This window comes from Niastella sp. sgz303648, from assembly GCF_059587045.1.
Genome location: NZ_JCAPSW010000002.1, coordinates 414,186 through 440,032, shown reverse-complemented (window position 1 = coordinate 440,032; position 25,847 = coordinate 414,186). Strand labels below are relative to the sequence as shown.

Here is a 25,847-nt window from a genome sequence, read left to right as displayed (position 1 = left end):
GATAATAAAATCAGGCCGGGCATTTTTTTTTAAAGTAAAACTACATTACTCAACTGTAAGCTTGCGAATTATAGTATTGCTGCCGTTCATGATCCGTAACATATATATTCCTGTTGTTTTAGGAACAGGTATTTGCAAATTGGTTGATCCAACATGTTTATTTGAATAAACCAGTTTCCCGGCTGCATTGAAGATGTCGGTTGTTATATAGCTCGCCGGTGATTCAACAACAATGTTCACCAATTTTCCATTCAATACAGGATTTGGATATACATTATTATTCAATCGCTCACCGGCAGATGGAGCTTCGGGCGTGGTTGCTTCCCTTGCTGCGGCCGGTACAGCAATCAACCACTTCTGGCAATTGCAATCGCTGTAATCCTGCAAACTTAACCGAGTGCCCGCCGTAGTGGAAGAATTAGCTACGCTCACAATTCTTGCACCGGATAAGGGCGTAAAAATATGTGAGCCGTCTGCCATTCTTTCTACTTTATATTTCTGACAATTATTATTAAGCCACGAATACAGTTGCAGCTGAGTACCTGCAGCAGTACCGCAATTGATTACATCGGCAGCCAGTCCACCCAGTGCATTCGTAATTTTATAATAACCGTCACCAACAGGCGTAAAATTCCATTTCTGACAGGTTAAGTTACCCCATGTTCCCTGTGCAATACCCTGGCCCGACGCACCTGTACAGCCCCATGCATCCCAAACAAGATTGCTGTTTTTATTGGTAATCCTGTACTGGCCCGAGGCTATCCAGTCTCTTGTAATAAAAGGCCAGCCGCTGCTAAAGCCGAGGTTCGCTATATCCAACTTAGCATTACCGTTATCATTTCCATCATAATAATGCATCGATACAAAGTTCGACCCGTTTTCGGTCAGTAACCCGAAATGCCCTGGCCCGATATATTTTCCCGAAGTACCGATAGCAACCGTTCCTCCTCCGTTTTTAAGATCAACGCCATTTTTATCAACATAAGGACCGGTAATGCTGGTTGACCGTCCCATTACAATATAATAGGTGCTGCTGGTGCCTTTACAACAGCTGCCTCTGTTCACAAACAAATAATAATAGCTGCCGTTTTTAATAATATAAGGCGCTTCCCAGTCGGCCCCGCTGCCTCCGCCAATTGCTGTAACCGTTGCACCGCTTTTTACTTTTCCTGTTGATGCATCGAGTTCAACAATGCCTATACCGGCATGAAACGAGCCATAGGTAAGATATACTTTGCCGTTTGCATCTTTGAATACAGCAGGATCTATTGCATTTATATCGGAAGCAGAAGACGAAGAAACTACTTTACCCAGATCGGTCCATACATACGATGATGAATTTTGATCGAGTGTAGGAGAAGTAGCTACGCCAATGGCCGATACAGAAGAACCGAATGTGGAACAGGAATAATACAAATAATATTTCCCGTTCATATAGATGCAATCAGGCGCCCAGAAATTACCGGCGAAACCCGGTACAGCACTGTTGATCCACGAAGGCCAGGTTCCAACAGGAAATACTGTTTTGGGACCCGACGTCCAGTAATAAAGGTTCGTGGAGAATGCTGCATAAATGCCGTTTCCTGTTGTAAACATCCAATATTTACTGCCATCTTTTATAATGGTAGATGGATCGTGCGCCTGATAGGAGCCGCCTAAAGCATGGCCCTGTTCGGGAATTGCAATAACAAGCATCCCAAACAAAAGACAGGATAATACTTTTCTCATGATGACAAGATTTGAATTGTTTAATAAATGTTTCAAACAAATTCTTCCTGCCATTTGCTGCTCCTGGTCGTTTGCTACTGCAATTTCACACGCAACACATTAAACGAATATGGAGCGGTGGCAAGAACAATCTGTTTTCCTTTAACAGTAATAACCGATTCAACCGGTACTACATTGGTGGGATTATCAAACGAGTTCAAGGCAGTTAAATCACTCTTCATGGTGAACAGCTTTCCTTTTGGTGCTGTTTTCTTTACACCATCGAGTTGTATGGTATTGTTTTGTGGTTTGTCGGATGCATTTACCACTTTGATGATGAGTTCATTGTTGGCCGAGTCGATACAGGCAGCAGCATACAAACTATCCTGTCCGGCTATGGCATCGTTATTCAGCGTAATGGGAACTGTTTTATTTCCTTTGTTTAACGAGAATAATTTCTGCACATAATAATCCGGTGTTCCGTACGACTGCAGGTTATTAACCCATATAAGATCCGGCGCCCATTGCCAGCCATCGATGTGAGCAAATAAAGGCGCATAGGAAGCCATATTTACCACATCGGCATTGCGTTCGAGGCCCGTCATAAAAGCAGCTTCGGAAATAGCGGCCAGCCAGGTATTTCTGGTGCCTCCTGCTGTTTTATCAACGTGCGACGCATATTCACCACCGAATATTTTGGAACCATTACGCGGATAATTATCATATCGCCGGGCATTTTGTAAAAACCACTCAGGCTTGCGGTAATAATGTTCATCAATCAGATCGGCATTCATCTTTCGTAATTCGCCATTCAGGTAATCGAAACGATCGCCATTGGGATCTGTGCCTGAGCTGCATACCAGCTTAAAGTTGGGATACTTTGATTTGATCGCTTGTTTGAAAATTGTTAACCGTTCAATATACTGAGGACCCCAGTTTTCATTGCCTACGCCCATCATTTTTAATTTGAAGGGAGCAGGATGTCCCATATCGGCACGCAGCTTGCCCCATTTGGTATTTACATCACCATTGGCAAATTCAATCAAATCGAGCGCATCCTGTACATAGGGATCCAAATCGCTTACGGGTACCAGTTCGGCCGAATTGAACTGGCAGGCCATGCCGCAGTTCAAAATGGGCAAAGGTTCAGCGCCGATGTCCTCAGCCAGTTGAAAATATTCAAAAAAGCCAAGACCAAATGTTTGAAAGTAATCCGGTGCAGCGCGATGCGGAAATTCAATATTCCAGCGGTTCATGATCAGCTGCCTGTCTTCAACAGGCCCCACTGTATTCTTCCAGCGGTACCGGTTGGTTAAATCAAATCCTTCCACAATACAACCGCCTGGAAAACGAATAAAACCGGGCTTCATATCGGCAAGCCACTGAATCATATCGGCGCGCATGCCACCAGGCCTGTTCTTCCATGTATCGGCAGGAAATAAAGAAATCATATCAAGGTCAACAATACCATTGCCTTCGAACCATATGTTCATTTTTGCTTTCAGCACAGTAGCATTCGCATGAAAGCTTACTGCAGCCTTGTGCCATTGGTCGCCTGCTTCGGTTAATGTTAATACGGTATCGCCAATGACCTGTTTTGTAGTATCTACCAGCTCAATATGCAGTTTCGTATGTACATCAGGTTGACGATACATTACCGAAAAATCGTACCGCAGGCCTTTTTTAATACCCATACCACGAAAACCTTCATTGGTTAATCCCAAATCATCTTTAGCGGCATTGTTCATGGTTACCCGCAGGTAGCGTGGGTTGCGGCTGTTTTCTTCACTACGATTAAGCACCAAAACTTCTCCTTCAACAAACTTTTTCCGGTTGATAGTCCATCCCATCAACGGTTTCAAAAACTCAAACGAACGGTTCTTTACCAATTCGGCATAGATGCCGCCATCGGCACCCAGATTGATGTCTTCAAAAAAAACGCCCCACATGGTGGGTTGAATGGTTGCACCGGGTTGCGATGCTTTTACCACCAGTGTATGCGTTTGCTGCGAAAAAGATGGCAGGTATGCTGCTGCCGCCATTAATAAAGAAAGTGCAAATCGTTTTTTCATTATGTATGTTGTTCTATGTTTTGAGATCGTCAATGGTGAATGGTCAATGGTGAATTAGAGTCTCCGTTTCTGTAAACCTGTTAACCTGCTAACTTATCAACTCGTCAATTCTCACCTCTTACTTCATTTTTTCTTGCCCCAAACGGCTGTTCCTACATTATTCAATCCCGTAAACACCAATGTAGCACTTTTCTTATTTTCCCAGTCGCGTTCCCACGAAACATATACTTTATCAGTATAAGCTCCATTGTTCCATTTTAATTCAAGCCAGGGCGCGGCAAAGGTCCAGCTGTTGGCCGAACTGCCGTTTATTTTTCCGTCGGCATTCAATGTAATGGTAGTCGCCACCTGCAAATTGGGTGATGTTTGTTCGGCCGAATAACCCGGTACTACCTGGTATCCTAATACAATCTGTTCCCAGTCGCCAGCCAAATCACTTTGTGCAATGCTGTTTTGAGGTGTATTGGCATAGCGCTCAGGCGACACCACAGGCCATCCATCTGGTGTCCAGAATATTTTACGTATGTGAAGGTCCATATAGTATTTATCAACCGAAGGCCGTCCCTGGTGCGCCATGTAGTATTGCCCTGCATCCTGAAAAACGGCGCAATGCGCCACGCCCTGCCAGCCGCCATGTCCCTGAAACTGGTACGGGGCCAGTATCATGGGAATGTTGTCTTCTTCGGTATTTAAATCTTTTCCGGCAAAATCATAAAAAGGCCCCTGCGGCGAAGTGGAACGGCCTACACGTACATTGTACTTTGTTTCGAGCCAGTCGTAGGCAATGAACAGGTAATATTTGTTTTGCGACGAATTATATATGATCTCTGCTCCTTCAATATTACCATTGATGTTGCTGTTGGTAAAACCGCGCTGGGCAATTCTTTTGCCTTTGTCGCCGCTGGTAGCAGCCAGTCCGGTGCCTGCATCGAGCTTTAATACATATATTCCGTCGAAGGCCGAACCATAATACATCCAGTGTTCACCCTGTGGCGTAACTACAACAGTGGGGTCGATGGCATTTGTTTGTGTAACAGAAAAATCGTTGCGCGAAACAACCACCAATCCCTGTTCGGTCCAGGGCCCTTCGGGCGCTGTGGCTGTGGCCAAACCAATTACACTTAGCCGAAGTGTTGCACATGATAATGAATAGTACAACCTGTACTGGTTGTTTACTTTCATGATATACGGAGCCCACAACGACTGAAAGGGCGTACCGCCGGCCTGTGTAATAAAATTGGCGCCCATAGCAGGCAGCGCATTAAAGGCCCAGCCAACAAACTGCCATTGTATTAAGTCTTTCGATTTTCGTATTTGTATACCGGGCCGTACCGAAGTTCCGTAAGCTGCATCGGTACTGTAACAATAAAAATAGTCCCCGCTTTTAATCATGGAAGGGTCATGTACATTATAAGGCCCCCATTGTGCATAGTTGGCGAAGGGAGCCACCGCAGCATACGTATCGGTTATGGAATTGATATCAAATGAAGAATTGGTAGTTGGTGGTGTTTCATTACCGGGCGCGGCATCGCTGCTTTTATGGCAGGCGTTGCCAGTTACCAGCATAACCACAGCAATAAGCAATCGTATTAAATATATTGAATTATTCATGCAAACAACCGGTTATATAACCTCAAACATTCGGCTCGGCAAATTTAGTCCGGTATTCGTAAATGTCTTTGGTACAATTATAAATATTTATTTGCAATTACACAAAAACCTGCCCTCTGAGAACCTGTCAGGTCAAAACCTCATACACAAATCTGTTAATTGTTCAAGTGACAGCAATTAAGAACGCTGACCCGAAGGATCGGGACAGGCTCTGACAGGTTTATGGGTTTAATAGCCGTCATTCTGCTTCAGGTTTTTATTTACATCAATTTCTGCCTGTGGAATGGAGAAATATTCCCGGCCGGCCACATAACTGTTGAACTCGGCATCGTGTGTTTTGAGCTCAGCCAGTTTGGTTGGATTTTGTAACCAGCCCCAGCGGCGGATATCATCAAAACGGTGGCCTTCCAAAGCAAATTCCAGCGCGCGTTCGTGCGCTATGCGGTCGCGCATCTGCTCTTTTGATAAAACAGCAAACTCAGCTTCGCGATCGGGCAAACCGGCACGGTTGCGAACACGTTGAATGTATTTGGCACATTCTGCAGTATTGCCTTGTTCATTTGCACATTCTGCATACATCATCAACACATCGGCATACCGCATCAGCCGTTCGTTAACACCCGAACGCCAGTCTTTTTCATCGGGGCGGCCGCTATCACCATTTCCATATTTTTTTACACCCAGCTTGTTCAGGTCTGCCGAATATACAGTTTGAAATGACTGGCCATATAATTTACAACCGGGGTAATTGTAGTAGATCGAGGCACGCAAACGAGGATCATCTTCACCCAGGGTGGTTTTTTCTTTTAAAAATTCATCAACGATCCATCGCGTGGGCGCAGCATCATTCCAGCCAAAAGGCGCAGGCGCAAAAGTGATCGCGCGCGCAGTGGTCTTACTCCAGTCTGCAGCCGGCGAGCTTACCCAGCCCAATGTAGTGCCGCCTACTTCACGACTGAACTGTATTTCAAAGATTGACTCTTTATTGTTTTCATTGGTTTCGGTAAAATTATCGGCATAGTTGCTTACCAGATCGTATACACCGAGGTTCATTACTTCTTTAAACTTAGCCGATGCCTGATCATATTGCTGATTGAATAAATAGCTTTTGCCTAAAAAAGCCAGTGCAGCCCCTTTGGTAGCTCTTCCCAGATCACTGCTTCCGTAAGAAACAGGCAATAATTTCGATGCCTCATCAAAATCTTTGTATATCTGGTTCCATACATCCTGTGGCGTTGCCTGTGCAGGAAAATATTCATCAGCTTTTTCGTAGAACTTTGTAACCAGCGGAATATTTTTAAAGAATGTAACGAGGTAATAATAATTCAGGCCACGTAAAAACAAGGCCTCCCCTCTTAACCGGTTGTATAATGTGGCCTCTTTAAACGGAACTTTATCAATATTACTCAATACAAAATTGGCGCGTGTAACCCCTCCGTAAAAAGCGATCCACAACCATTGCTGCATGATGGCATCGTTGAACAGCCTGAATGATCCGGTATTCGACAATACATCCCATGGGCTGGGACTCATCATATCATCGCCCCTGAAATCAAGGGCACATTGTGCAAACCGTAAAAAAGTTCCATCGTAGTATAACGACTGATACACGGCGTTCACCGCCATCACCGCATCGTTCTCGTTTTTCCAGAACGTGCCGGTGGTTTGGGCATTTGGATTAGTTAATTCAAGATATTTTTTACCACACGAAGTGCATGATAATGCAACCGCTGCGGTGAATAATATTTTTTTAAGTTTCATTGCTTTAAAGTTTTTTACCCATTACCTAAATGAGTGTTTACCATCGGGGCTATTGCCCATTGCCTGTTGCCTGTTTCTATAACCCTACCTGCACCCCAAACAAAAACGATCTGGGATTTGGCAAACCGCCGGCTTCGTTGGCCGTAAACGGACGGTTGGGATATGCCCCGTTATCGATAGCTCTGTCGAATAAACCGTTGTTGTTGGCAAAATCAGGATCAAAGCCTGTGTACTTTGTAATAGTGATCAGGTTTTGTGCCGTTGCATAAATTCTAACGTTCGAAAGATGTGCTCTTTGCAACAATGCGGCCGGAACGGTATAGCCAATCTGCAAACTGGTGATGCGGAAGAAGCTACCGTTTTCGAGCCAACGGGCCGAAGGGCGGGTATTATGATTGGGATCGCCAATAACAACACGCGGCACATTGGTATTGGTATGAGTGGGTGTCCAGCGGTCGAGCAAACGGGTGCCATAATTATCCCATCCTGCACCGGATTCAATGCCGGCCCGTATGGAATTAAATATTTTATTGCCCGATACACCCGAACCAACAACCGATAAATCAAACTGTTTGTACGAAACGTTTGCACTTACACCATAATACAGGTTGGGAATAGCCTTGCCGAGATAAACACGGTCAGCATCATCGATCATGCCATCTGGCTTACCTGTAAGTTTACCATCTTTGTCTTTGCTGTCTATATCTTTAAAGCGGTAATCACCGGGAGCGGTTTGTTTTTCCTGATATTGTCCAAGCGGCGCTTTCACATTCAGGGCATCGATCTCGGCCTGCGACTGAAATATGCCATCGATCACGTAACCATATAAGTCCCCTACCGACCTGCCTACTTCTGTTTTTGTCATACTGCCATAACCATATATTGGTTTATCGCCATAACCCAGTGACAACACTTCATTTTTAAGGGTCGATACATTGGCATTTATATTATAGGAAAAGTCGCCTTTTTTATCTGAATAGCCCACCTGAAATTCAAAACCGGTGTTCTTAAGCTTTGCGCCATTTATATAAGGTGATTCCCACGGATACACGCCTGTTGAACCGGGAATGGCTACACGCAGTAAAATATCACTGGCTATATTATGAAAATATTCAGCCGAAAAAGTAAGCTTTCTGAATAATTCCACATCGATACCAATGTTCTTTGAAACCCTCGATTCCCATTTGATATCGGGCACTGCAAACTGGGTTTGGGTAGCGCCAACCGCCAGCTGATTGCCAAATACGGCATGTGCATAGGAATTAATGAAGGCATCATATTGATAATCGGGAAGTTCCTGATTGCCCAGTTGACCATACGAAGCACGCAACTTCACCTGATTTACAAAAGAAGGAAGCACATTTTGCATAAAAGGTTCGTTATGTAATTTCCAGGCAAGCGCAACCGATGGAAAGTCACCCCACCGATATAATCGTGAAAAACGGGAAGATCCATCGCGACGAAAAGTGGCCGTAAGCAAATACCGGTCGCCGTAAACATAATTCAACCGGCCAAAATACGAGCTCAGGCGACTTTTAAATTCCATACCGTTAACAGAAGCGCCTGATGTGCCATTGCTCAATTGAGGGAAGTAGGGTTGTGTAAAGCTTTCAACATGCGAATTACTGTAATTCAAATTGCTTTCCAGTATCGACTGCCCGATCATGGCAGTTATTGCATGCTGGCCAACTACTTTATCGAACGACAAGGTATTTTCAATAGTACCGGTATTGCCCGAACCGCGCCAGTCGTTCAATTTGGCAATATTGTTTATATAAAACCATCCGAGATCATGAATGGGTTCAAAATAATAATCACGATAGTCGGTTCTTTCGTAACCCAAACTTAATTTATACTTCAGCCCTTTGGCAATTTCATATTCGCCATAGGCATTTCCTATAAAGCGGAAACGTTCTGTTTTGCTGTCGAGCACATTATTAAAGCCAATGGCATTCGCCGTATACGAACCATGTATTGTTTGACTGGCGCTGCTATAGCCATCGCGGGTACTGCTATCGTATACCGGTAACGTGGGAATAGCATTTACAATATATCCCAGTATATTACCGGTGTGTAAAAAGGTCATAAACCGCTGATCGATCTTTACAAAGTTGAACGATTCGCCAAATTTGAAACGGCCCTGTTTGAAATCGGTATTAATACGGAAAGAATACCGCTTATACGACGGACCTTTACCTTCTACTGTACCTGTTTGATCGAAATAGTTAAGCGACACATAATATTTCGCAGCGTCATTGCCGCCCGAAACGCCTACTGTATGTTCCTGTATTTTACCGGTTTTAAAGGCTTCTTCCTGCCAGTTGGTATTTATATTTTTTACAAATAAAGCCGAAGTGGGATCGTTGGCCGGTTTTACCAACTGTACCGGATTGGCGTTGGCGCTGGCCTCATTCACCAGCGTTTGGTATTGTTGGGTATTGGCAACATCAAATCTTTTTACGATATTCTGTACGCCATAATAGCCGTTGTAATCGAGTTTGAATTTTCCGGTTTTACCCCGTTTGGTAGTAATGATAATTACGCCGTTGGCAGCACGCGAACCGTAAATAGCGGCAGCGGAACCATCTTTTAAAACCTGTATCGACTCAACGTCAGATATTACGAGGTCGTTAACAGGCGCCTGCACCCCATCGATGATATACAACGGGTTGTTGTTGTTGAATGATCCTATACCACGGATCTTGATAGCAGGAGCGGCGCCCGGTTGACCACCACTGGTTACACTTACACCGGCCACCTGTCCCTGCATGGCTTTCAGCACATCATTGGTAGCTACCTTGTTTAATGTTTTCGGATCGATGGTGCTGATAGAACCGGTCAGGTCTTTCTTCTTTTGTGTACCATATCCTATCACTACAATCTCTTCCTGAACCGATATATTTTTTTTCAACACTACATTGACCTCTGATTTTCCGGCAATAGGCACTTCTGTTGTTTGCATTTCAACCGAAGAAAATATGAGGGCGGTTGCATCCTGCGGAACCTCGAGCCGGTAAAAACCTTTTTCATTGGTGATGGTGCCAACAGAGGCGGCACCTTTTACATATACCGAAACGCCGGGCAACGGTAATCCCGATTCGCTGGTCACTATTCCGGATACCGTAAGGCTCGCCACTCCCGAAATGTCTTTCGAAATAACGATCACCTCATTATCTATCAAATCGAATTTTAATCCTGTTTGATGCAGGGCTTCTTTTAATACAGAAGATACCGGCGTTTCTTTTACAGAAATGGTAACCAGAAAATCGGGCGGAAGAATATCGTTACTGTATGCAAACCGGTAATCGGTTTTTTTCTCGATTGATTTAAAGAATTGCGGAATGGAAGCATCCTTCAGCGTTAAGGTAACTTTCTCTTCCTGAGAAAGTCCTTTGGCCGACACATGCAGGCAACCAATGATCAATAAAGCAGTCGTTAGTTTCATAATCCTTACAGCTTTGGTACCGCATATGCGCGGTATTGTGTAAAGAAAGGTATCCCCCGGGGGATGATTTTTTTTCATACCTTTAGAATGTTTAAAGATGAATAATTGGAACAGGCTGGCTCTCAACAATCAACCTGTTTCGTGCTTTAAGCAGGGGAATGCGGCAACATTCCCCTTTTTATTGCATATCGTTTTTTGCGAATTATTTGTTTGTTGTCTATTGCATATTGTATTGATTTTTTTTGCGCATTGCTTATTGTCCATTGCCTATTTATATATCATAATAGCGCCCCCTTCTTCAAACCGGTAATTAAATTTTTTCGAAGCTTTGAGAATTTCGAGCACCTGTTCAATTTTTTCTTTTTTAAAGGTGGCGGTAAAATGATATTGTTTTATATCGTCTGATGTAAACTGTATATTCACATTATACCACCGGTTTAACTGCAATGCTATTTCCTCGAACGACTCATCTTCAAAGGCGAGGTTGTTCTGCACCCAGGCCAATTCTTTAAAGTTTCCGTTATCGAGTTTATTAACCCGCTGAACAATGGCTTGCTCAGGTTCCTTTTTACCTGCAGACTCCGAAACTTTTGTTTCATGTTTTATTGGGTGGTCTGTCCACAATACTTTTTCTTCGGGGTGCAGTAATACTTTGCGGTTATTATCTTTTTTCAGGGTTACTTCAACCAAACCGCGAATGAGTACCGTTTCGGTTTTCTTTTCATTGCTGTACGACTTTACATTAAATGCAGTGCCCAGCGCCTTAACATCCATACTGACCGTATGCACAATAAAAGGAACCTGTTTATTATGCTGTACTTCAAAAAAGGCTTCGCCTTTCAGAAATATTTCCCTTGTATGTTTTCCGTATTGATCGTTCAGTTGTATTTCGCTGCCTGCATTCAATATCACCTGCGTGCCATCGGGAAACAAAAAGCTTTTTCTTTCACCCTGTTTGCAGGCATATTGAATGACCTGTGGCTTTGGTACAGCTACGCCTCGTGATGTAAAGAACAGGTAACCACCGGTTGCAATCAATACAATGGCAGCAGCAATAGCAGTAATTACCCGTTTGCGCAAACGGCTGCCTGAGCGAATTGCAGGCGACAATACAAACACCGGGGCCTGATCACTGCTTTCCATTCTTTTTTTCAGGTTTTCGAGCTGCTCTTCCATATCGGCATTGGCCAGCGTGGAAAATAAAAGCCGGTATTCATGTATCGCTTCTTCTACCAGTTCTTTTTTACCGGGATTTGCTGCAATAAAAGCTTCCCAGTAGCGAACATCCTGTTCATTACATTTAAGACAATAATTGATAAATGATTCGTCTTTCAGAAAGTCTTCAACAGCCCGGTATTGATGTTGCATTGCCGCTCTTTTATAAGTAGAGTGGCGGGCCAATCGTTTTTACCCTTGTTTTTGAATTTTTTTTGGGGGAGAAGAGTATTTGCGCGCGAAGCCGCAAAGGTTTTTGTTTGTGCCCACACGGATGACCCGGTCGTATGGTATAAACACGTTTTGCGCGAAATAATATTAACTGAATAGCAATGCTAACCCAATAAGTAAAAGAGATTGAATGCCCGATATAAGGGCCGGCTGCACCAGCCGTTGTTTTATTTTGTGTAAGGCTTCGTGTATTTTATTATATACGGTGCGGTGCGTAAGTCCGGTTTTTTGCGTAATGGCATCGTAGCTTAGGCCTTCATAAAATTTAAGGATGATCAGTTCGCGCTGTCGCGCAGGAAGGGCATTAATAACTGTCATCAGATTTTTGCTAACCTCTTCGTTGCCATCTTTAATAATAAGGTGTTCTTCCCACGATGTTTCAACATATTCCTCTTCCTTTTTGCTCCAGGCTACTTCGAGGGTAATGGTTCGACGGGCTTTTACCCAGTCGCTGGTGAGGCGACGTAAAAAAGAAATGATCAGATAACTGCGTACATTTCTTGCTTCCATAAGCGAGCCACGCTTTTCCCACAGGTACAAAAACTGTTGCTGAATAACATCTTTTACCAGATCGCTATCCGGTATATGTTTAAGTCCGATAAATAATAATGTGTGATAATACTTTGTATACAGCTCGTATAAAGCGTTTTTATCGCCGGTAAGCAGGCGTTCCCAACACAGGCTGTCGGTATGAATAACTGGCTGATTCATCAATGGCAGTCAATCGGTTAAAAATGCAAAACGCGAAATGCTTAACGCAGAACGCGAAACGCTTAATGCAAAACGCTTAATGCAAAACGCTTAACGCAGAACGCAAAATACAAATTCACGCTTAAAACAGAACGCGCAATGCGAAAGGCGAAACGCAGAACGCTTAATGCAATACAAAACGCATAATGTATTCGGCGTGCGGCTTTTAGCGTTCAGCTTTAAGCCTTCAGCGTTTAGCGTAATATAAATTTAAATGTATTTCATACATTTTTAAAATATTTTTATAAAAAAAAGCCACACTACCCTTAATCAGCTTCGGGCGTGTGACTTTTTTCGAATGAAAATTTCATTATTCGCCGAACGCGCAATGCTTAACGAAAAACGCGAAACGCAAAATGCAGAACGCTTAATGCAATACAAAACGCATAATGTATTCGGCGTGCGGCTTTAAGCTTTTAGCTTGCGGTGTTCAGCGTTAAGCTTTCAGCATTAAGCCTTCAGCGTTCAGCGTCCGGCATTTACCGTAGTGCAGTTATCGCGCAATGGTCCATATCGCCATAATCTAAATTTTCACCGGCCATACCCCATATAAAGGTATAATTCGATGTTCCTGCGCCGGAGTGAATAGACCAGTTGGGAGAAATCACCGCCTGTTCATTCTGCATCCATATATGCCTGGTTTCCTGCGGTTCACCCATAAAATGACAAACACTTTGTCCTTCGGGTACTTCAAAATAAAAATATACTTCCATGCGACGATCGTGTGAGTGCGCCGGCATGGTATTCCACACGCTGCCTGATTTTAATTCTGTCATGCCCATTTGCAACTGACACACTTCCAGTACACTGTTTACGATCAGTTTATTGATCACGCGGTGATTGGCGGTTGCCGCACTTCCCAGCTCTACAATATCGGCCTGCGTCCGCGATATTTTTTTGGTGGGATACCTGTGATGCGCCGGAGCGGCATTGATATAAAATTTTGCCGGTTTGCTGCCATCGGCCGAAGCAAAGGTTACGTTTTGTGTTTCCTTGCCTATATATAATGCTTCTTTATAATCCAGTTCAAAAGTTTCGCCGTCGGCCGTAATGGTTCCTTTACCGCCTACATTGATGATGCCCATTTCCCTTCTTTCGAGAAAATATTTTGCTTTCAGTTTATCAGGATTGGGCAAACTCACTGTTTTTGAAACCGGCATAATGCCGCCGGCAATATAGCGGTCGTAATGCGTTAATGTAAAGTTGGCCGCATCGGCTTCAAAAATTTTATCTATCAGAAAAGCCTTCCGCAATGCAGCCGTATCCATGTGTTTCGCTTCATTCGGACTTATAGCAAATCGGTTATCCATGTTATTTAATTTATTTTTTATTCAGAGCTTATCATTTGATTGTTCGATTGTTTAATGGCCCGATGGCTGCGGCCTCTGATTTTGGAAGATTCCGGAAATAATCAAACAGTCTGCCAACTCAACAATTAACCATCAAACAATCAAACCATATAACCATCTACCTTCCCATCCATCCGCCATCAACCGTAATAATCGTTCCGGTAACATAATCAGAAGCGGCAGAGGCCAGATAAACAGCAGCGCCTTTCATATCGTCGCCTTCGCCCCAGCGATTGGCAGGTATGCGCGCAAGGATAGATTTGGCGCGTTCGGGATCGTTGCGCAATGCTTCGGTATTATCGGTAGAAATATAACCCGGTGCAATGGCGTTCACCTGCACATTTTTAGCTGCCCATTCGTTCGACAAAGCCATAGTTAAACGGGCGATTGCGCCTTTGCTGGCAGCATAGCCCGGTACGGTAATGCCGCCCTGAAAACTCAATAACGAAGCGGTGAATATAATTTTACCAGCCCCTCTCTGAATCATATCTTTTCCAAATTCGCGGCTTAAAATAAACTGGGCATTGAGATTTACATTGATCACTTCGTCCCAATATTCATCGGGATGCTCGGCAGCCGGTTTTCGCATAATGGTGCCTGCATTACAAAATAAAATATCTATGGGTGCACATTCACCTTTAACCTTGTCGATAAACCTGTACAATGCCTTGCGATCATTGAAATCGGCCTGATATGCTTTAAATGAACGGCCGGTGGCTTCTACTTCCTGCTGTACCTTACTACCGGTTAATTCCAAAGATGCCGAAACACCTACAATATCGGCTCCTGCTTCGGCCAGTGCAACGGCAATAGATTTACCGATGCCTCTTTTACATCCGGTAACCAGCGCAGTTTTGCCGGCAAGCGAAAATTTTGAAAGAATACTCATGATTATTTTGTTGTATTTATCCCACTAATAATTTAATTAGCTCTGCTTATTTAAACCGGCAGTTTAAAATTGCCTGGCGCCAGCCGGTATTCGGGGTCAAAGTAACAAGTGTATGACTATTTACCCGGAGAATTGCGTGGGAATGCTAAAAAAATTATGCAAACGTTTGCAGAAGAGCATAAAGCCACCTGCCTGCTTCACTAAACATTGCTTTTTTAATGTGAATCAACCGATATTGCAATTTCCGGCATAAAAGGCTGAATACCAAATTGGCCGCAATAACCCTGGTTTAGCATTTCACATTGCTTGCACAGTATCCTGCGGTGATTATTTAACTACCCGCATTGGTTACAACGTTAAGTAGCGATACGCAACGGTTGAGTAGCGTGCTTTAACGCGCAACAGCGTTGCCGGTCAGTTAAGCAGTGATACAAAAAGCTAATGTAGCGTTATACGAGCCCACCATCAATCAGCGAAACAAAAAACCAGCCTGCTCAGCATCCTGCATTGATCACATAGCACCTCGCATTGCTTACACAAGGGTTAAGCAGGATGGCGAAATGGTTAAGTAGCGTGCTTTATCCTGTAACAGCGTTGTGTATCAGATCAGTAATCATACAAATAGCCAATGTAGATTTACGCAAGCCCAAAATCAATTTGATAAACAAAAAAACAGGCTGCTCAGCATCCTGCATTGATTGCACAGCATTTCGCATTGATTCCATAGCATCTCGCATTGTTTATCCAGGGGTTAAGCAGCATTGCAAGGCTTGCCTGTAGCGGTGCACAAGTCAAAAATCAGTTGCCGAAGCAATATTTTAGCGTGAAAAATCCAAATATCAGGCTGCGAAAATGAAATCCGGCGATGGCTAAACAAAATTTCACTCCTGCGAGATCGTGAGCAATGCTACTTAAATGATATGCAACCCCGCTTAATGCCAAGCACTCTACATAAACGATATGTAATCCTGCTACAACAAAATGTAACGCTATCTTCACCTATTCAGGCTGAAATTACTTCACCATAATTACCGCTTTACTTTGCCCGAAGGGCAATTTCAATGCATTCAGCGAAGGTAATGGGGCATCTTTTAGTACAATCACCGGGGGCGTTTTACCGGATGGAATACTTATACTTTGCAGATTCAGTTGACGCACATCGTCGAAAACTACAGCCGGCCGAAAATCTTCTTTCTTATATTCCAGCTTTATGTTCTTCAGGTTAATACCTGTGGCATGTCGCACATACAATCCCCAGCAGGGCATTTCGCCAAACATCGAAAACTCAGGATAGTCTCCGGCATTTTCGGGAAGCTTATGCAACGAATCGAGCCCAAACTGCGCTACCTGTTTGCTGGCGCCGCCTTCGTATTCAACTTTAATATTTTCGAGCGTTACGTTTTCAACCGGGTGACCGGGCAAGCCGGTAATTGAAGCGGGAAAAACATTGTGGGGATACATTACTTCGGGCCCTTCCATTTCATATCCTTTATCGGGCTTGCCGGCGGGCACCTGCACCTTCACATTCTTTATGTAAATATTTCTTACGATGCCAATGGGCGCTTTGGTTTTGCGATGCCCCAGCCTGATGAATATGGCATTGCCGGTATTTTTTGCCAGTACATTTTCAATGGTCACATCTTCGAGCGTACCACCATCTACCGATTCCAGCGCAATGGCCGAGCGATAAGTATCATAAATTAAAATATTCCTTACCGTTATATGTTTAAAGCCGCCATGTGAAGCCGTACCGAATTTCAATGCGCTGGCGCTGGAACGAATTTTACAATTGGTTATTTCGATGTTCTCACAAAGAGCATTCGGGTTACCCGATTTCAGGCAAATACCGTCATCGTCGGCATCTACATCGCAATTCGAAACTTTTACATTTCGGCAATCCACAATATCAATTCCATCGTTATTAATATAGGCGGTACTTTTTACCCGAACATTGTCGAAAATAAGATTGGTACATTCCCTATAGGTTTGCACCCAACAGGCGCCATCCTTGAACAACACATCTTTTATAGTTACATAGTCGCAATTTTTAAATGTAATAATATGCGGCCGGTTAAATTCAGCTGAGCATTTCTGGTGCCAGGGGTTATAGGTTTGCCATTGAGGGTCCTTCAAGGTGCCTTCTTTTAACATGCGGTCTACATCAGCCACTACTTCGCGGCCCTGCCCATCGATCGTTCCTTTACCGGTAATGGATATGTGCTGTTGTTTATTGGCCACAATCAAAGCCGAAGCGGTGTCTCTGCCATAATCGGTTCGTTTGGTACTGCCCAGCAATGTTGCTCCTTCGGCAATATGCAATTCAACATTCGTCCGCAATGTAATAACGCCTGTTACAAATTTACCTGCAGGCACCAGTATTCTTCCGCCACCTGATGCAGAAGCGCTGTCGATGGCTTTTTGAATAGAGGCGGTATTGTTGGTTTGGGCATCTGCTATTGCTCCGAAAGTAGTAATATCAAAAACTTTCTGCTGACCAAAGGCAGTAACAGCAGCAAAGGAAAATGCAAGCAGGTAAAATACAAGTTTCATGTATATAATATTTAAATATTTCGCAAACATGCAAAGCCATGACACGGCCTCATGTAGCAGCTATACACGAACTATTATCAATATTGTGACCGTGGTCTGTTCTGAAGCGCCCTGCCAAAACTGGTATTGGGTTTATCGCCCATTACAATTTTCAGCGTGCCGCCGTTCATAATATCTGTATGCAGAATGTATGAATTGGGCCAGGGTTTTCCATTCAGTTCCACGCTTTGAATATAAATATTTTTTTTAATGTTTTGTACGGTTTGAACCGTAAACTTTTTTCCGTTCGGCAAAAGGATGGTGGCTTTATCATACAGCGGACTACCCAGCACATACGCCCCATTGGCCGGATATACCGGATAAAAACCCAGCGATGAAAAAACATACCAGGCCGACATTTGTCCGCAATCTTCATTACCACTGATGCCATCAGTACTATCAAGATATAATTCTTTTAAAATATAGCGGGCTTTTTCTGCTGTTTTCCATTGAGCACCGGCATAGGAATACAAATAAATAGTGTGATGCCCCGGTTCATTACCATGTGCATACTGACCAATCATGCCGGCTATATCGGGTGGCGCCTTTGGATCAAATTCAACTTTCAGCTTAAAAAATTCATCTAATCTCTTTATAAACGCATCATCACCACCCAATAAGTTTACCAATCCTTCCACATCCTGCGGCGCCAGCCAGGTATATTCCCAGGCATTGCCTTCACAATAGTCGTCGATCCACGGATGAGAAGTTTTTCCGGGCCCAAAGGTTTTGTTCCATTCGCCTTTTTCATTTTTACCTCTGAAAAAACGCGTGGTACTGTCGAAATAGTTGCGGTAATAATGCGACCTCTTTAAAAACAAATCCGCATCTTCCTTTTTACCCATTTTCATAGCCATCAGGGCAATGCTTCCATCGCTGATGCAGTATTCCATGGCTTTGGCCACTGATTCCTGGATTTTGTTATACGGAATGTAGCCGGTTGATTTCAGGTAACTCAAACCATATTCATTGCGCAAAGCAGAAGTTTTTACGGCCTCCCAGGCCAGCGCCGTATCAAAACCACGATATCCTTTCAGATACGCTTCGGCTACAATCTGCACGCCGCTGACACCTGGCATCAGGTTGGTTTCATTGCCTGCCAGGTGCCAGATGGGCAGCTTACCCTGTTGCTGAAAGATAGCCAGCATGCTGCTGACAATATCGTTTACCCGTTCAGGTTGCACAATGGTATACAAAGGTTGCAATGCCCTGTAGGTATCCCACAGCGAAAAGATGGTATAATTGTTAAACTTAGCCCTGTACACATTTTTGTCAGCCCCCCGGTACTCGCCATTATGATCATTAAACAATGCCGGATCGATCATGGTGTGGTACAGTGATGTATAGAATATTTTCCGGGCAGTTGTATCGGATGTTTCGATCACGATCTTTCCCAGTTCGTTGTTCCATTTGGCAGTTGCATCCTGCATTACTTTGGTAAAATCCCAATGCGGAATTTCAGCGTTGATATTTGCCAGCGCATTTTCAGAACTTACCGGCGAAATACCCACTTTCAGAAATAATATAGTAGGCGTGTTGGTAAAACCAATCACTGCTTTAATCGCTTTACCATTAGCCGAACTATCTTCCTGTTTTGCCGTGCTGTCGTACAAATCAAATTGTTGCATGGGAGCCGATAGCCTGATGGCAAAATAAAGGCGCTGATCGGGCGCCCATCCTTTTGAATACCGGTATCCGAATAATGTTGAATCATTCACCAGTTCAATATAGGCGTCGGTTGTTTTGTCGCCGATGCCTTCTTTCAAATCGATCACCACATGCGCTTCTTCGTTTTCAGGAAAATGGTATTGATGAAAGCCTACGCGTTCGGTAGCTGTCAGTTCGGCCTGAATATGATAATCATCCAATGTTACGGCATAATAACCGGGTTGTACTTTTTCTGTTGCATGCGAAAATCGGGATGCATAACCTGCAGCCGGATTTTCTGGCGTGCCTTTATCTGTTTTCACCGCTCCGGTAAAAGGCATAATCAGCACATCGCCCAGATCGGGCATGCCGGTACCGCTTAAATGCGTGTGCGAAAAGCCCATGATAATGCTGTCGGAATAATGGTAACCCGAACACCAATCCCATCCCCTGAAATAATTATTCGGCCCTAATTGCACGGCGCCAAAGGGAACGCTGGCTCCCAAAAATACATGGGCATGGCCTGCGGTACCAATATAGGGGTTTACAAACTGAACAAAATCCTGTGCAATTGAAACAGCGTTAAGCGAACCCAGGAACGAACAAACAACAATACTTTTTGTGATAGCCCTGCGCAAACTGCTTTTCATGAAGATTGTTTTATATCGAACAATTAATACATCATGCTATATATTTAAGTGCATACAGCGCGATATATGTAATTACGCGGGGTAAAATTAAAGGATTTGAAGGTTTGATTGCGTGATGGTTTGATTGTTTGATGGTTTAATGGCCTGATGGTTGGGCGCACCCCAAAAAATGCGTGCCACGACCTTAGCCGTGGCACGCATTTAAAAAACTTACAACTTATAACTTAAAACCTACAACTTAAAGCGGTTTTATCTTATACTGATACGAATAATTCTGATACGGTAAACGGTATGGTTCCAATGGTAAAGCGCCCCAACTGTTTACACTGCCTACACCCATTTGTTTCAGGTCGATGTTCAACTGCGTTTGTGCATGTGGTTTCAATTCACCCGAATGACGCTGGTCTTTTTTATCGCCATCATCCAGGTCATCGGTATAAAAATGTAGCGCACTCATGCTTAACAAGCTGTCTGATTCAATACGCAATCCCCTGCCCTTTTTATTGGTGATGGTAAACCAGCGGATATCTGTTTTATTGCCATTTTCCTGCGGACGTACATAAGGATAAAACTGCTCTTTCACTGTTTGTGCATAAATACCTACCGGTGCGCTGTAATTTCTGTCCTGGTAGTTTTCTACGGGTCCGCGTCCATAAAACTGAATGCTTTCAAAGCCTTCGGGTAAAATCCACTTCATTCCAAACCTCAGTAACATTGCCACGTTCTTCGATGCATCGGCAACCAGTTCCTGCTTAACCAGTATTTCACCGGCCGCATTGATCGTGTAATTAATATTCAACGTGGCCGATACAGCTTCCAACACATACGATGTTTGAATGTGTACGAGATTATTTTCTTCAGATGCTGTGAATTTTTCCAGCTGACGGCTTTGTGTTGCTTCTTTCCAGGGTTTCAGCTTCATTTGCAACTGCGCACCCATATCGTTATCGGTAGGACCACGCCAGAAATTTGGTTGAAGTGGCAATCCGTTTTCAAGCAGATTTTGTTTTTTCACTTCATATTGTTCCAGCAATCCGGTTGTTTTATTAAATCGGATCGCTGCCGATGATGACGTGATCGTATACGAAGCAGCTTCGTCTTTCACGGTTACCTTACCTGCCGCCTGAACAGCTATGTTATTGCTGTATTTTCCCGCTACCGCTAATTGTTCTTCAGCCACAACATAACCAGCTGCTAATAAAGACTGCGCCTGCTTTAACCGGTATGAAATATTTAAGAACGTTTCGCCTGCTGCAGGAATTTGTAAAGGCAAACTAATTACCGACGACTGCTGCGGCTGCACTTTTATATCGTTAACATCACCGGTTTGTTTACGAACTCCATCCACTATCAATTCCCAATGCAATTGAAAGGCCGACAGATCAATAAAGAAATTTTCATTGGCAATTTCAATACTGTTGTTGCCCTTCCATTGGGTATGAATATTTTGATACACTTTTTTCATTTCCCATGCATGCGGGTTCGGGTTACGATTGGGATAAAATAGTCCGTTGCATAAAAAGTTATTATCGCTGGGCACTGTAGCCGGACCATAATCGCCGCCATAGGCATAAATAGTATCGCCGGCCGGAGTAACTTTCAGTAAACCCTGATCAACAAAATCCCAGATAAAGCCACCCTGAAAAGCATGCTTATTGCCACGGATAATATCCCAGTAATCTTTAAAATTTCCCAATGAATTACCCATGGCATGTGAATATTCGCACATGATAAATGGCCGGTCGGGATGGGCGTTGTTAGCTGCATACCGTATCATATTTTCCGGCGTAGGATACATGGGATTAATTACATCGGTGTTCCATTCCGAAGCAAATGTGGTATAGTTGGCAACGCCCTTCTCATATTGAACAGGCCTTGTGGTATCCTGTGCTTTCAGCCATAAATAGCATTCATAAAAATTGTAACCATTGCCTGCCTCATTGCCAAGGCTCCAGGTAATAATGCACGAATGATTTTTATCACGTTCGAACATGCGTTGTACCCGCAGCAGGTGCGCATCCTTCCATGAAGGGCGGTTGGCGAGTGTTTTGGTAATATCATAACCTATACCATGTGATTCAACATTGGCTTCGTCAACCACATACAACCCGTATTCATCACATAACTCATACCAGTATTCATCGTTGGGATAGTGACAGGTACGAACCGCGTTAATATTAAATTCCTTCATCAGCTTTACATCGCGCAGCATCGATTCGTGCGAAATAACCTGACCGGTTACAGGATCCACTTCGTGCCGGTTGGCGCCTTTGATCAATATAGGTTTACCATTCACCAGCATAAGGCCGTTCTTCATTTCAACTTTTCTGAAGCCAACCCGTTGCGGAATTACTTCCAGTAATTTTCCGCTTTTATCGGTAAGCTTTATTAATACGTTGTATAAGTAAGGCGCTTCAGCCGACCATAAATTCGGATTGGTTATATTCAATGTGGCCGATTGCAGATTACCGGCATCAAAAGCAAGTTGTTTTTGTGCAATCACTTTTTCTTTATCCAGCAATTCAACAGTAGCAGTTACACCATTGGCCTGGTTTAATTTTACAGCTACCTGCAACAGGCCGTTCTGAAAGGCATTATCAAGGTCTGGTGTTAAACGGAAGTCCTGAATATGAACCGGGTTGCGCGCCAGCAAATAACAATCGCGGGTAATGCCGCTCATTCGCCAGAAATCCTGGCCTTCGAGATAGGTGCCATCGCACCAGCGCATTACTTTTAATACAATGAGATTTTTACCGGGCTTTACGAAAGAAGTGATATCAAATTCAGAAGACAGTTTGCTGTCTTCGCCATAACCGGTGTAGCGACCATTCACCCATACCTGTATATTCGATTTGGCAGAGCCTATATGTAAAACAACCTGTTTGTTTTTAAAATTGTCGCCTATTTCAATTTCGCGACGATAAACGGTAGTAGGATCAGGATCGAGGGGAACTATTGGCGGATTGGCCTTCATTTTATCCTGAAATTCATAGCCGATGTTTACATAGATCGGATATCCGTACCCACTCATTTCAGGATTACCGGGCACTTTAAAACTTTTCCACTGGCTGTCGTCGAATCCGGTGGTTTCAAAATTGGCCGGCAAATCGGCGGGCTTTTCTGCCCACTTAAATTTCCAGTCGCCGTTCAAACTGATGTAATTGGAAGATTGCTGCCATTTATTTGCTTTGGCAACACTTTCTGATTCATACACAAAAAAAGCCGCGTGCATCGGCATGCGGTTTTCTTCATTTTTTTGCTCGTCGAGCCAATATGGTTTTTGTGCATGTGCAATCGAAAAAAATAGCAAGCTAAGCGCAAGGGAAACAACGTGGCGGAAATTCATAAAGCGATTTTGTCTGATGATCGGTTATTTTCCGCCAAGATATAGCATATTCCCTTTATTTACGCCTGATTACTGTCATAAAAAAGTCCGAAAGACCGAAAGTCGGGAAGTCGGAAAAGAAATACCGCATACTTATTTGTCTTTTTGACATTTATGACCGCTGTTTTGTCTTTCAGACTTCAGACTTCAGACTTCAGACTTCAGACCTCCGACCTCCGACCTCAGACCTCAGACTTTCGTCTTCAACACCATATATATCAAAGCTGCAATAGCAGCGCCGATGAATGGCCCAATAATGGGTATCCAGGCATACTTCCAGTTGCTGCTGCCTTTTTGTTTTATGGGTAATAAAGCATGTGCAATGCGCGGTCCCAGATCTCGTGCAGGGTTTATGGCATACCCTGTTGTGCCGCCCAATGAAAGACCGATGGCCCAAACCAAAAAAGCAACCGGTAAAGCGCCTAATGAACCAAGGCCGATGGGTGTTTTTGGGCTCTTAATTTCTGCATCAGTAAAAAAAAATACTACGAATATCAGTACAAAGGTGCCTATGATTTCGCTTAATAAGTTAAATAATGTATTTCGTATAGCCGGCCCTGTGCTGAATACAGCCAGTTGTGTATCGGGATCGCTGGTGCTATTGAAATGATCCCTGTATACTAACCAGGTTAAAAAAGCACCAAGGAAAGCGCCGCTCAGTTGACCCGCAATATATATTGGTACACTATTCCATTCAAATTTTCCGGCTATTGCCAATCCTATCGAAACAGCAGGGTTCAGATGAGCGCCACTGTATGGACCGGCAATTACAACGCCTACAAAAACAGCGAGGGCCCAGCCGGTAGTTATTACCATCCAGCCACCGCTGTAACCTTTGGTGCCTTTTAATATTACATTCGCCACTACACCGGTACCCAATAAAATTAAAAACATGGTGCCGATGAGTTCGGCGGTAAATGGTGACATACAATCGCTTTTAAAATGATGAATATTGAACCGATGAATTACAAAGTTGTATTTGCTTCAACATTCGAAATTTAACATTCTTTATTCGATATTATTAATCTTCAGCCCATGCTTTGGCAGCTTTGATGGCTTTCTGCCATCCCTTTGTTAACTGGGTAGCATCGGCTGTATCGGGCGAAAAACTTTTATTCAGCTTCCATTGCTTTTTGATTTCATCAATATTTGGCCAGAAGCCAACGGCCAGTCCGGCTAAATAAGCAGCGCCGATTGCAGTTGTTTCTGTGATCTGCGGCCTGATAACCGTTGCCTGCAACACATTGGCCTGAATTTGTAACAGCAGGTCATTGGCAGTGGCGCCACCATCGACCCGAAGTTCTTTGATGGGAGCTCCGGCATCGGCCTGCATAGCGGTCAATACATCCATTGTTTGCAGGGCGATGCTTTCCAGTGCGGCCCGCGCAATATGCGCTGAAGTAGTACCGCGGGTAATGCCTACCATGGTGCCGCGGGCATGCTGGTCCCAATAAGGCGCGCCCAAACCGGCAAAGGCAGGAACAAGATATACGCCACCGTTATCTGTTACTTTTTTTGCCAAAGCCTCTACATCAGATGAACTTTTGATGATACCCAAACCGTCGCGCAACCATTGCACTACAGCCCCACCAATAAATATGCTGCCTTCGAGTGCGTACTGTACCTGGCCGTTTATTTGCCATGCAATAGTAGTAACGAGATTATTTTTTGAAAGAATAGGTTTGTCGCCAATGTTCATCAGCATAAAGCAGCCGGTGCCATAGGTATTTTTTACCATGCCTTTTTCGGTGCACATTTGCCCGAACAGGGCAGCCTGCTGGTCGCCGGCAATACCGGCGATGGGAATCTGAGCGGCGAGTATCTGTTGATCGGTTTCACCAAATACTTCACTCGACGAACGTACCTGCGGCAACATCGCAGCAGGGATGTCAATCAGCGATAACAATTCATCATCCCAGGCACAGGTATGAATATTGAACAACATGGTTCGCGATGCATTGGTAATATCGGTGGCATGCACTTTACCGCCGGTGAGCTTCCATATGAGCCAGGTATCGATGGTACCAAAGGCCAGCCTTCCTTCCTGAGCTTTTTGCCGGGCACCTTCCACATTATCGAGTATCCAACGGATCTTGGTAGCCGAAAAATAAGCATCTACGATCAGTCCGGTTTTTTCCTGTATCAGTTTGCCCGACTGAACTTTTAATTGATCGCAAAAAGCAGCCGTGCGCCTGTCTTGCCATACAATGGCTTTATAAACCGGCAAACCGGTTTCTTTATCCCACACTACGGTCGTTTCGCGCTGGTTGGTAATGCCAATGGCTGCAATATCGGTGGCTTTTAAACCGGCTTTGCTAACTGCTTCCACAGCAACTGCCAGTTGGGTGCCCCATATTTCGGCGGGGTCGTGCTCCACCCATCCGGGTTGCGGATATAGTTGTGTAAATTCTTTTTGTGCTATCGAAACAATCGTTCCGGCCTTATCGAAGATGATAGCGCGTGAACTGGTTGTACCCTGATCGAATGATAAAATGTATTTTGGCATTTTATTAATTTGAAAATTTGAAAATGTGCTAATTTGAAAA

Annotated in this window: 14 protein-coding genes; all 14 read right to left on the bottom strand. The window is 43.9% G+C overall.

What is annotated here, in order from left to right; all coding sequences use genetic code 11:
• Window positions 1-45 precede the first annotated feature (45 nt).
• Window positions 46-1,728: a family 43 glycosylhydrolase gene (locus tag AC59IL_RS06430; RefSeq protein ID WP_496551275.1), complete on the bottom strand. Its 1,683-nt coding sequence runs from the start codon at window positions 1,726-1,728 to the stop codon at window positions 46-48.
• 74 nt (window positions 1,729-1,802) lie between these two features.
• The gene (locus AC59IL_RS06425) at window positions 1,803-3,779 is read right to left on the bottom strand and encodes an alpha-L-arabinofuranosidase family protein (protein ID WP_496551274.1); all 1,977 of its coding nucleotides are present in this window, start codon (window positions 3,777-3,779) and stop codon (window positions 1,803-1,805) included.
• 123 nt (window positions 3,780-3,902) lie between these two features.
• Window positions 3,903-5,390, bottom strand: a complete 1,488-nt coding sequence (locus tag AC59IL_RS06420) for an arabinan endo-1,5-alpha-L-arabinosidase (protein WP_496551273.1) — start codon at window positions 5,388-5,390, stop codon at window positions 3,903-3,905.
• Between the two features lie 228 nt (window positions 5,391-5,618).
• Window positions 5,619-7,151 carry a RagB/SusD family nutrient uptake outer membrane protein gene (locus AC59IL_RS06415; RefSeq protein WP_496551272.1) on the bottom strand — a complete coding sequence of 511 codons (1,533 nt, stop codon included), beginning with the start codon at window positions 7,149-7,151 and terminating at the stop codon, window positions 5,619-5,621.
• Between the two features lie 76 nt (window positions 7,152-7,227).
• Window positions 7,228-10,596 carry a SusC/RagA family TonB-linked outer membrane protein gene (locus AC59IL_RS06410; protein ID WP_496551271.1) on the bottom strand — a complete coding sequence of 1,123 codons (3,369 nt, stop codon included), beginning with the start codon at window positions 10,594-10,596 and terminating at the stop codon, window positions 7,228-7,230.
• Window positions 10,597-10,863: 267 nt separating this feature from the next.
• Window positions 10,864-11,964: a FecR family protein gene (locus AC59IL_RS06405; RefSeq protein ID WP_496551270.1), complete on the bottom strand. Its 1,101-nt coding sequence runs from the start codon at window positions 11,962-11,964 to the stop codon at window positions 10,864-10,866.
• A gap of 165 nt (window positions 11,965-12,129) precedes the next feature.
• Window positions 12,130-12,753 carry an RNA polymerase sigma factor gene (locus tag AC59IL_RS06400; protein WP_496551269.1) on the bottom strand — a complete coding sequence of 208 codons (624 nt, stop codon included), beginning with the start codon at window positions 12,751-12,753 and terminating at the stop codon, window positions 12,130-12,132.
• 518 nt (window positions 12,754-13,271) lie between these two features.
• Window positions 13,272-14,102: a 5-dehydro-4-deoxy-D-glucuronate isomerase gene (kduI, locus tag AC59IL_RS06395; RefSeq protein ID WP_496551268.1), complete on the bottom strand. Its 831-nt coding sequence runs from the start codon at window positions 14,100-14,102 to the stop codon at window positions 13,272-13,274.
• 157 nt (window positions 14,103-14,259) lie between these two features.
• Window positions 14,260-15,030, bottom strand: coding sequence for an SDR family NAD(P)-dependent oxidoreductase (locus tag AC59IL_RS06390; protein WP_496551267.1), 771 nt, complete (start codon window positions 15,028-15,030; stop codon window positions 14,260-14,262).
• Between the two features lie 1,014 nt (window positions 15,031-16,044).
• Entirely contained in the window at window positions 16,045-17,580 is a 1,536-nt protein-coding gene (locus tag AC59IL_RS06385; RefSeq protein ID WP_496551266.1) for a glycoside hydrolase family 28 protein, read from the bottom strand.
• Between the two features lie 77 nt (window positions 17,581-17,657).
• On the bottom strand, window positions 17,658-19,916 hold the full coding sequence (locus AC59IL_RS06380; RefSeq protein ID WP_496551265.1) for a GH92 family glycosyl hydrolase: 2,259 nt from the start codon (window positions 19,914-19,916) through the stop codon (window positions 17,658-17,660).
• 238 nt (window positions 19,917-20,154) lie between these two features.
• Entirely contained in the window at window positions 20,155-23,262 is a 3,108-nt protein-coding gene (gene lacZ / locus AC59IL_RS06375; RefSeq protein WP_496551264.1) for a beta-galactosidase, LacZ type, read from the bottom strand.
• A gap of 228 nt (window positions 23,263-23,490) precedes the next feature.
• The gene (locus AC59IL_RS06370) at window positions 23,491-24,228 is read right to left on the bottom strand and encodes an MIP/aquaporin family protein (RefSeq protein WP_496551263.1); all 738 of its coding nucleotides are present in this window, start codon (window positions 24,226-24,228) and stop codon (window positions 23,491-23,493) included.
• A 94-nt stretch (window positions 24,229-24,322) separates the two neighbouring features.
• Complete coding sequence (gene glpK / locus AC59IL_RS06365) at window positions 24,323-25,807, bottom strand: glycerol kinase GlpK (protein WP_496551262.1); 1,485 nt, start codon at window positions 25,805-25,807, stop codon at window positions 24,323-24,325.
• Between the last annotated feature and the right edge of the window lie 40 nt (window positions 25,808-25,847).

Coding starts and splice junctions, on each gene's coding strand:
- AC59IL_RS06430 (WP_496551275.1), bottom strand. CDS start 1,728: ATGAGAAAAGTATTATCCTGTCTTTTGTTTGGGATGCTTGTTATTGCA.
- AC59IL_RS06425 (WP_496551274.1), bottom strand. CDS start 3,779: ATGAAAAAACGATTTGCACTTTCTTTATTAATGGCGGCAGCAGCATAC.
- AC59IL_RS06420 (WP_496551273.1), bottom strand. CDS start 5,390: ATGAATAATTCAATATATTTAATACGATTGCTTATTGCTGTGGTTATG.
- AC59IL_RS06415 (WP_496551272.1), bottom strand. CDS start 7,151: ATGAAACTTAAAAAAATATTATTCACCGCAGCGGTTGCATTATCATGC.
- AC59IL_RS06410 (WP_496551271.1), bottom strand. CDS start 10,596: ATGAAACTAACGACTGCTTTATTGATCATTGGTTGCCTGCATGTGTCG.
- AC59IL_RS06405 (WP_496551270.1), bottom strand. CDS start 11,964: ATGCAACATCAATACCGGGCTGTTGAAGACTTTCTGAAAGACGAATCA.
- AC59IL_RS06400 (WP_496551269.1), bottom strand. CDS start 12,753: ATGAATCAGCCAGTTATTCATACCGACAGCCTGTGTTGGGAACGCCTG.
- kduI (WP_496551268.1), bottom strand. CDS start 14,102: ATGGATAACCGATTTGCTATAAGTCCGAATGAAGCGAAACACATGGAT.
- AC59IL_RS06390 (WP_496551267.1), bottom strand. CDS start 15,030: ATGAGTATTCTTTCAAAATTTTCGCTTGCCGGCAAAACTGCGCTGGTT.
- AC59IL_RS06385 (WP_496551266.1), bottom strand. CDS start 17,580: ATGAAACTTGTATTTTACCTGCTTGCATTTTCCTTTGCTGCTGTTACT.
- AC59IL_RS06380 (WP_496551265.1), bottom strand. CDS start 19,916: ATGAAAAGCAGTTTGCGCAGGGCTATCACAAAAAGTATTGTTGTTTGT.
- lacZ (WP_496551264.1), bottom strand. CDS start 23,262: ATGAATTTCCGCCACGTTGTTTCCCTTGCGCTTAGCTTGCTATTTTTT.
- AC59IL_RS06370 (WP_496551263.1), bottom strand. CDS start 24,228: ATGTCACCATTTACCGCCGAACTCATCGGCACCATGTTTTTAATTTTA.
- glpK (WP_496551262.1), bottom strand. CDS start 25,807: ATGCCAAAATACATTTTATCATTCGATCAGGGTACAACCAGTTCACGC.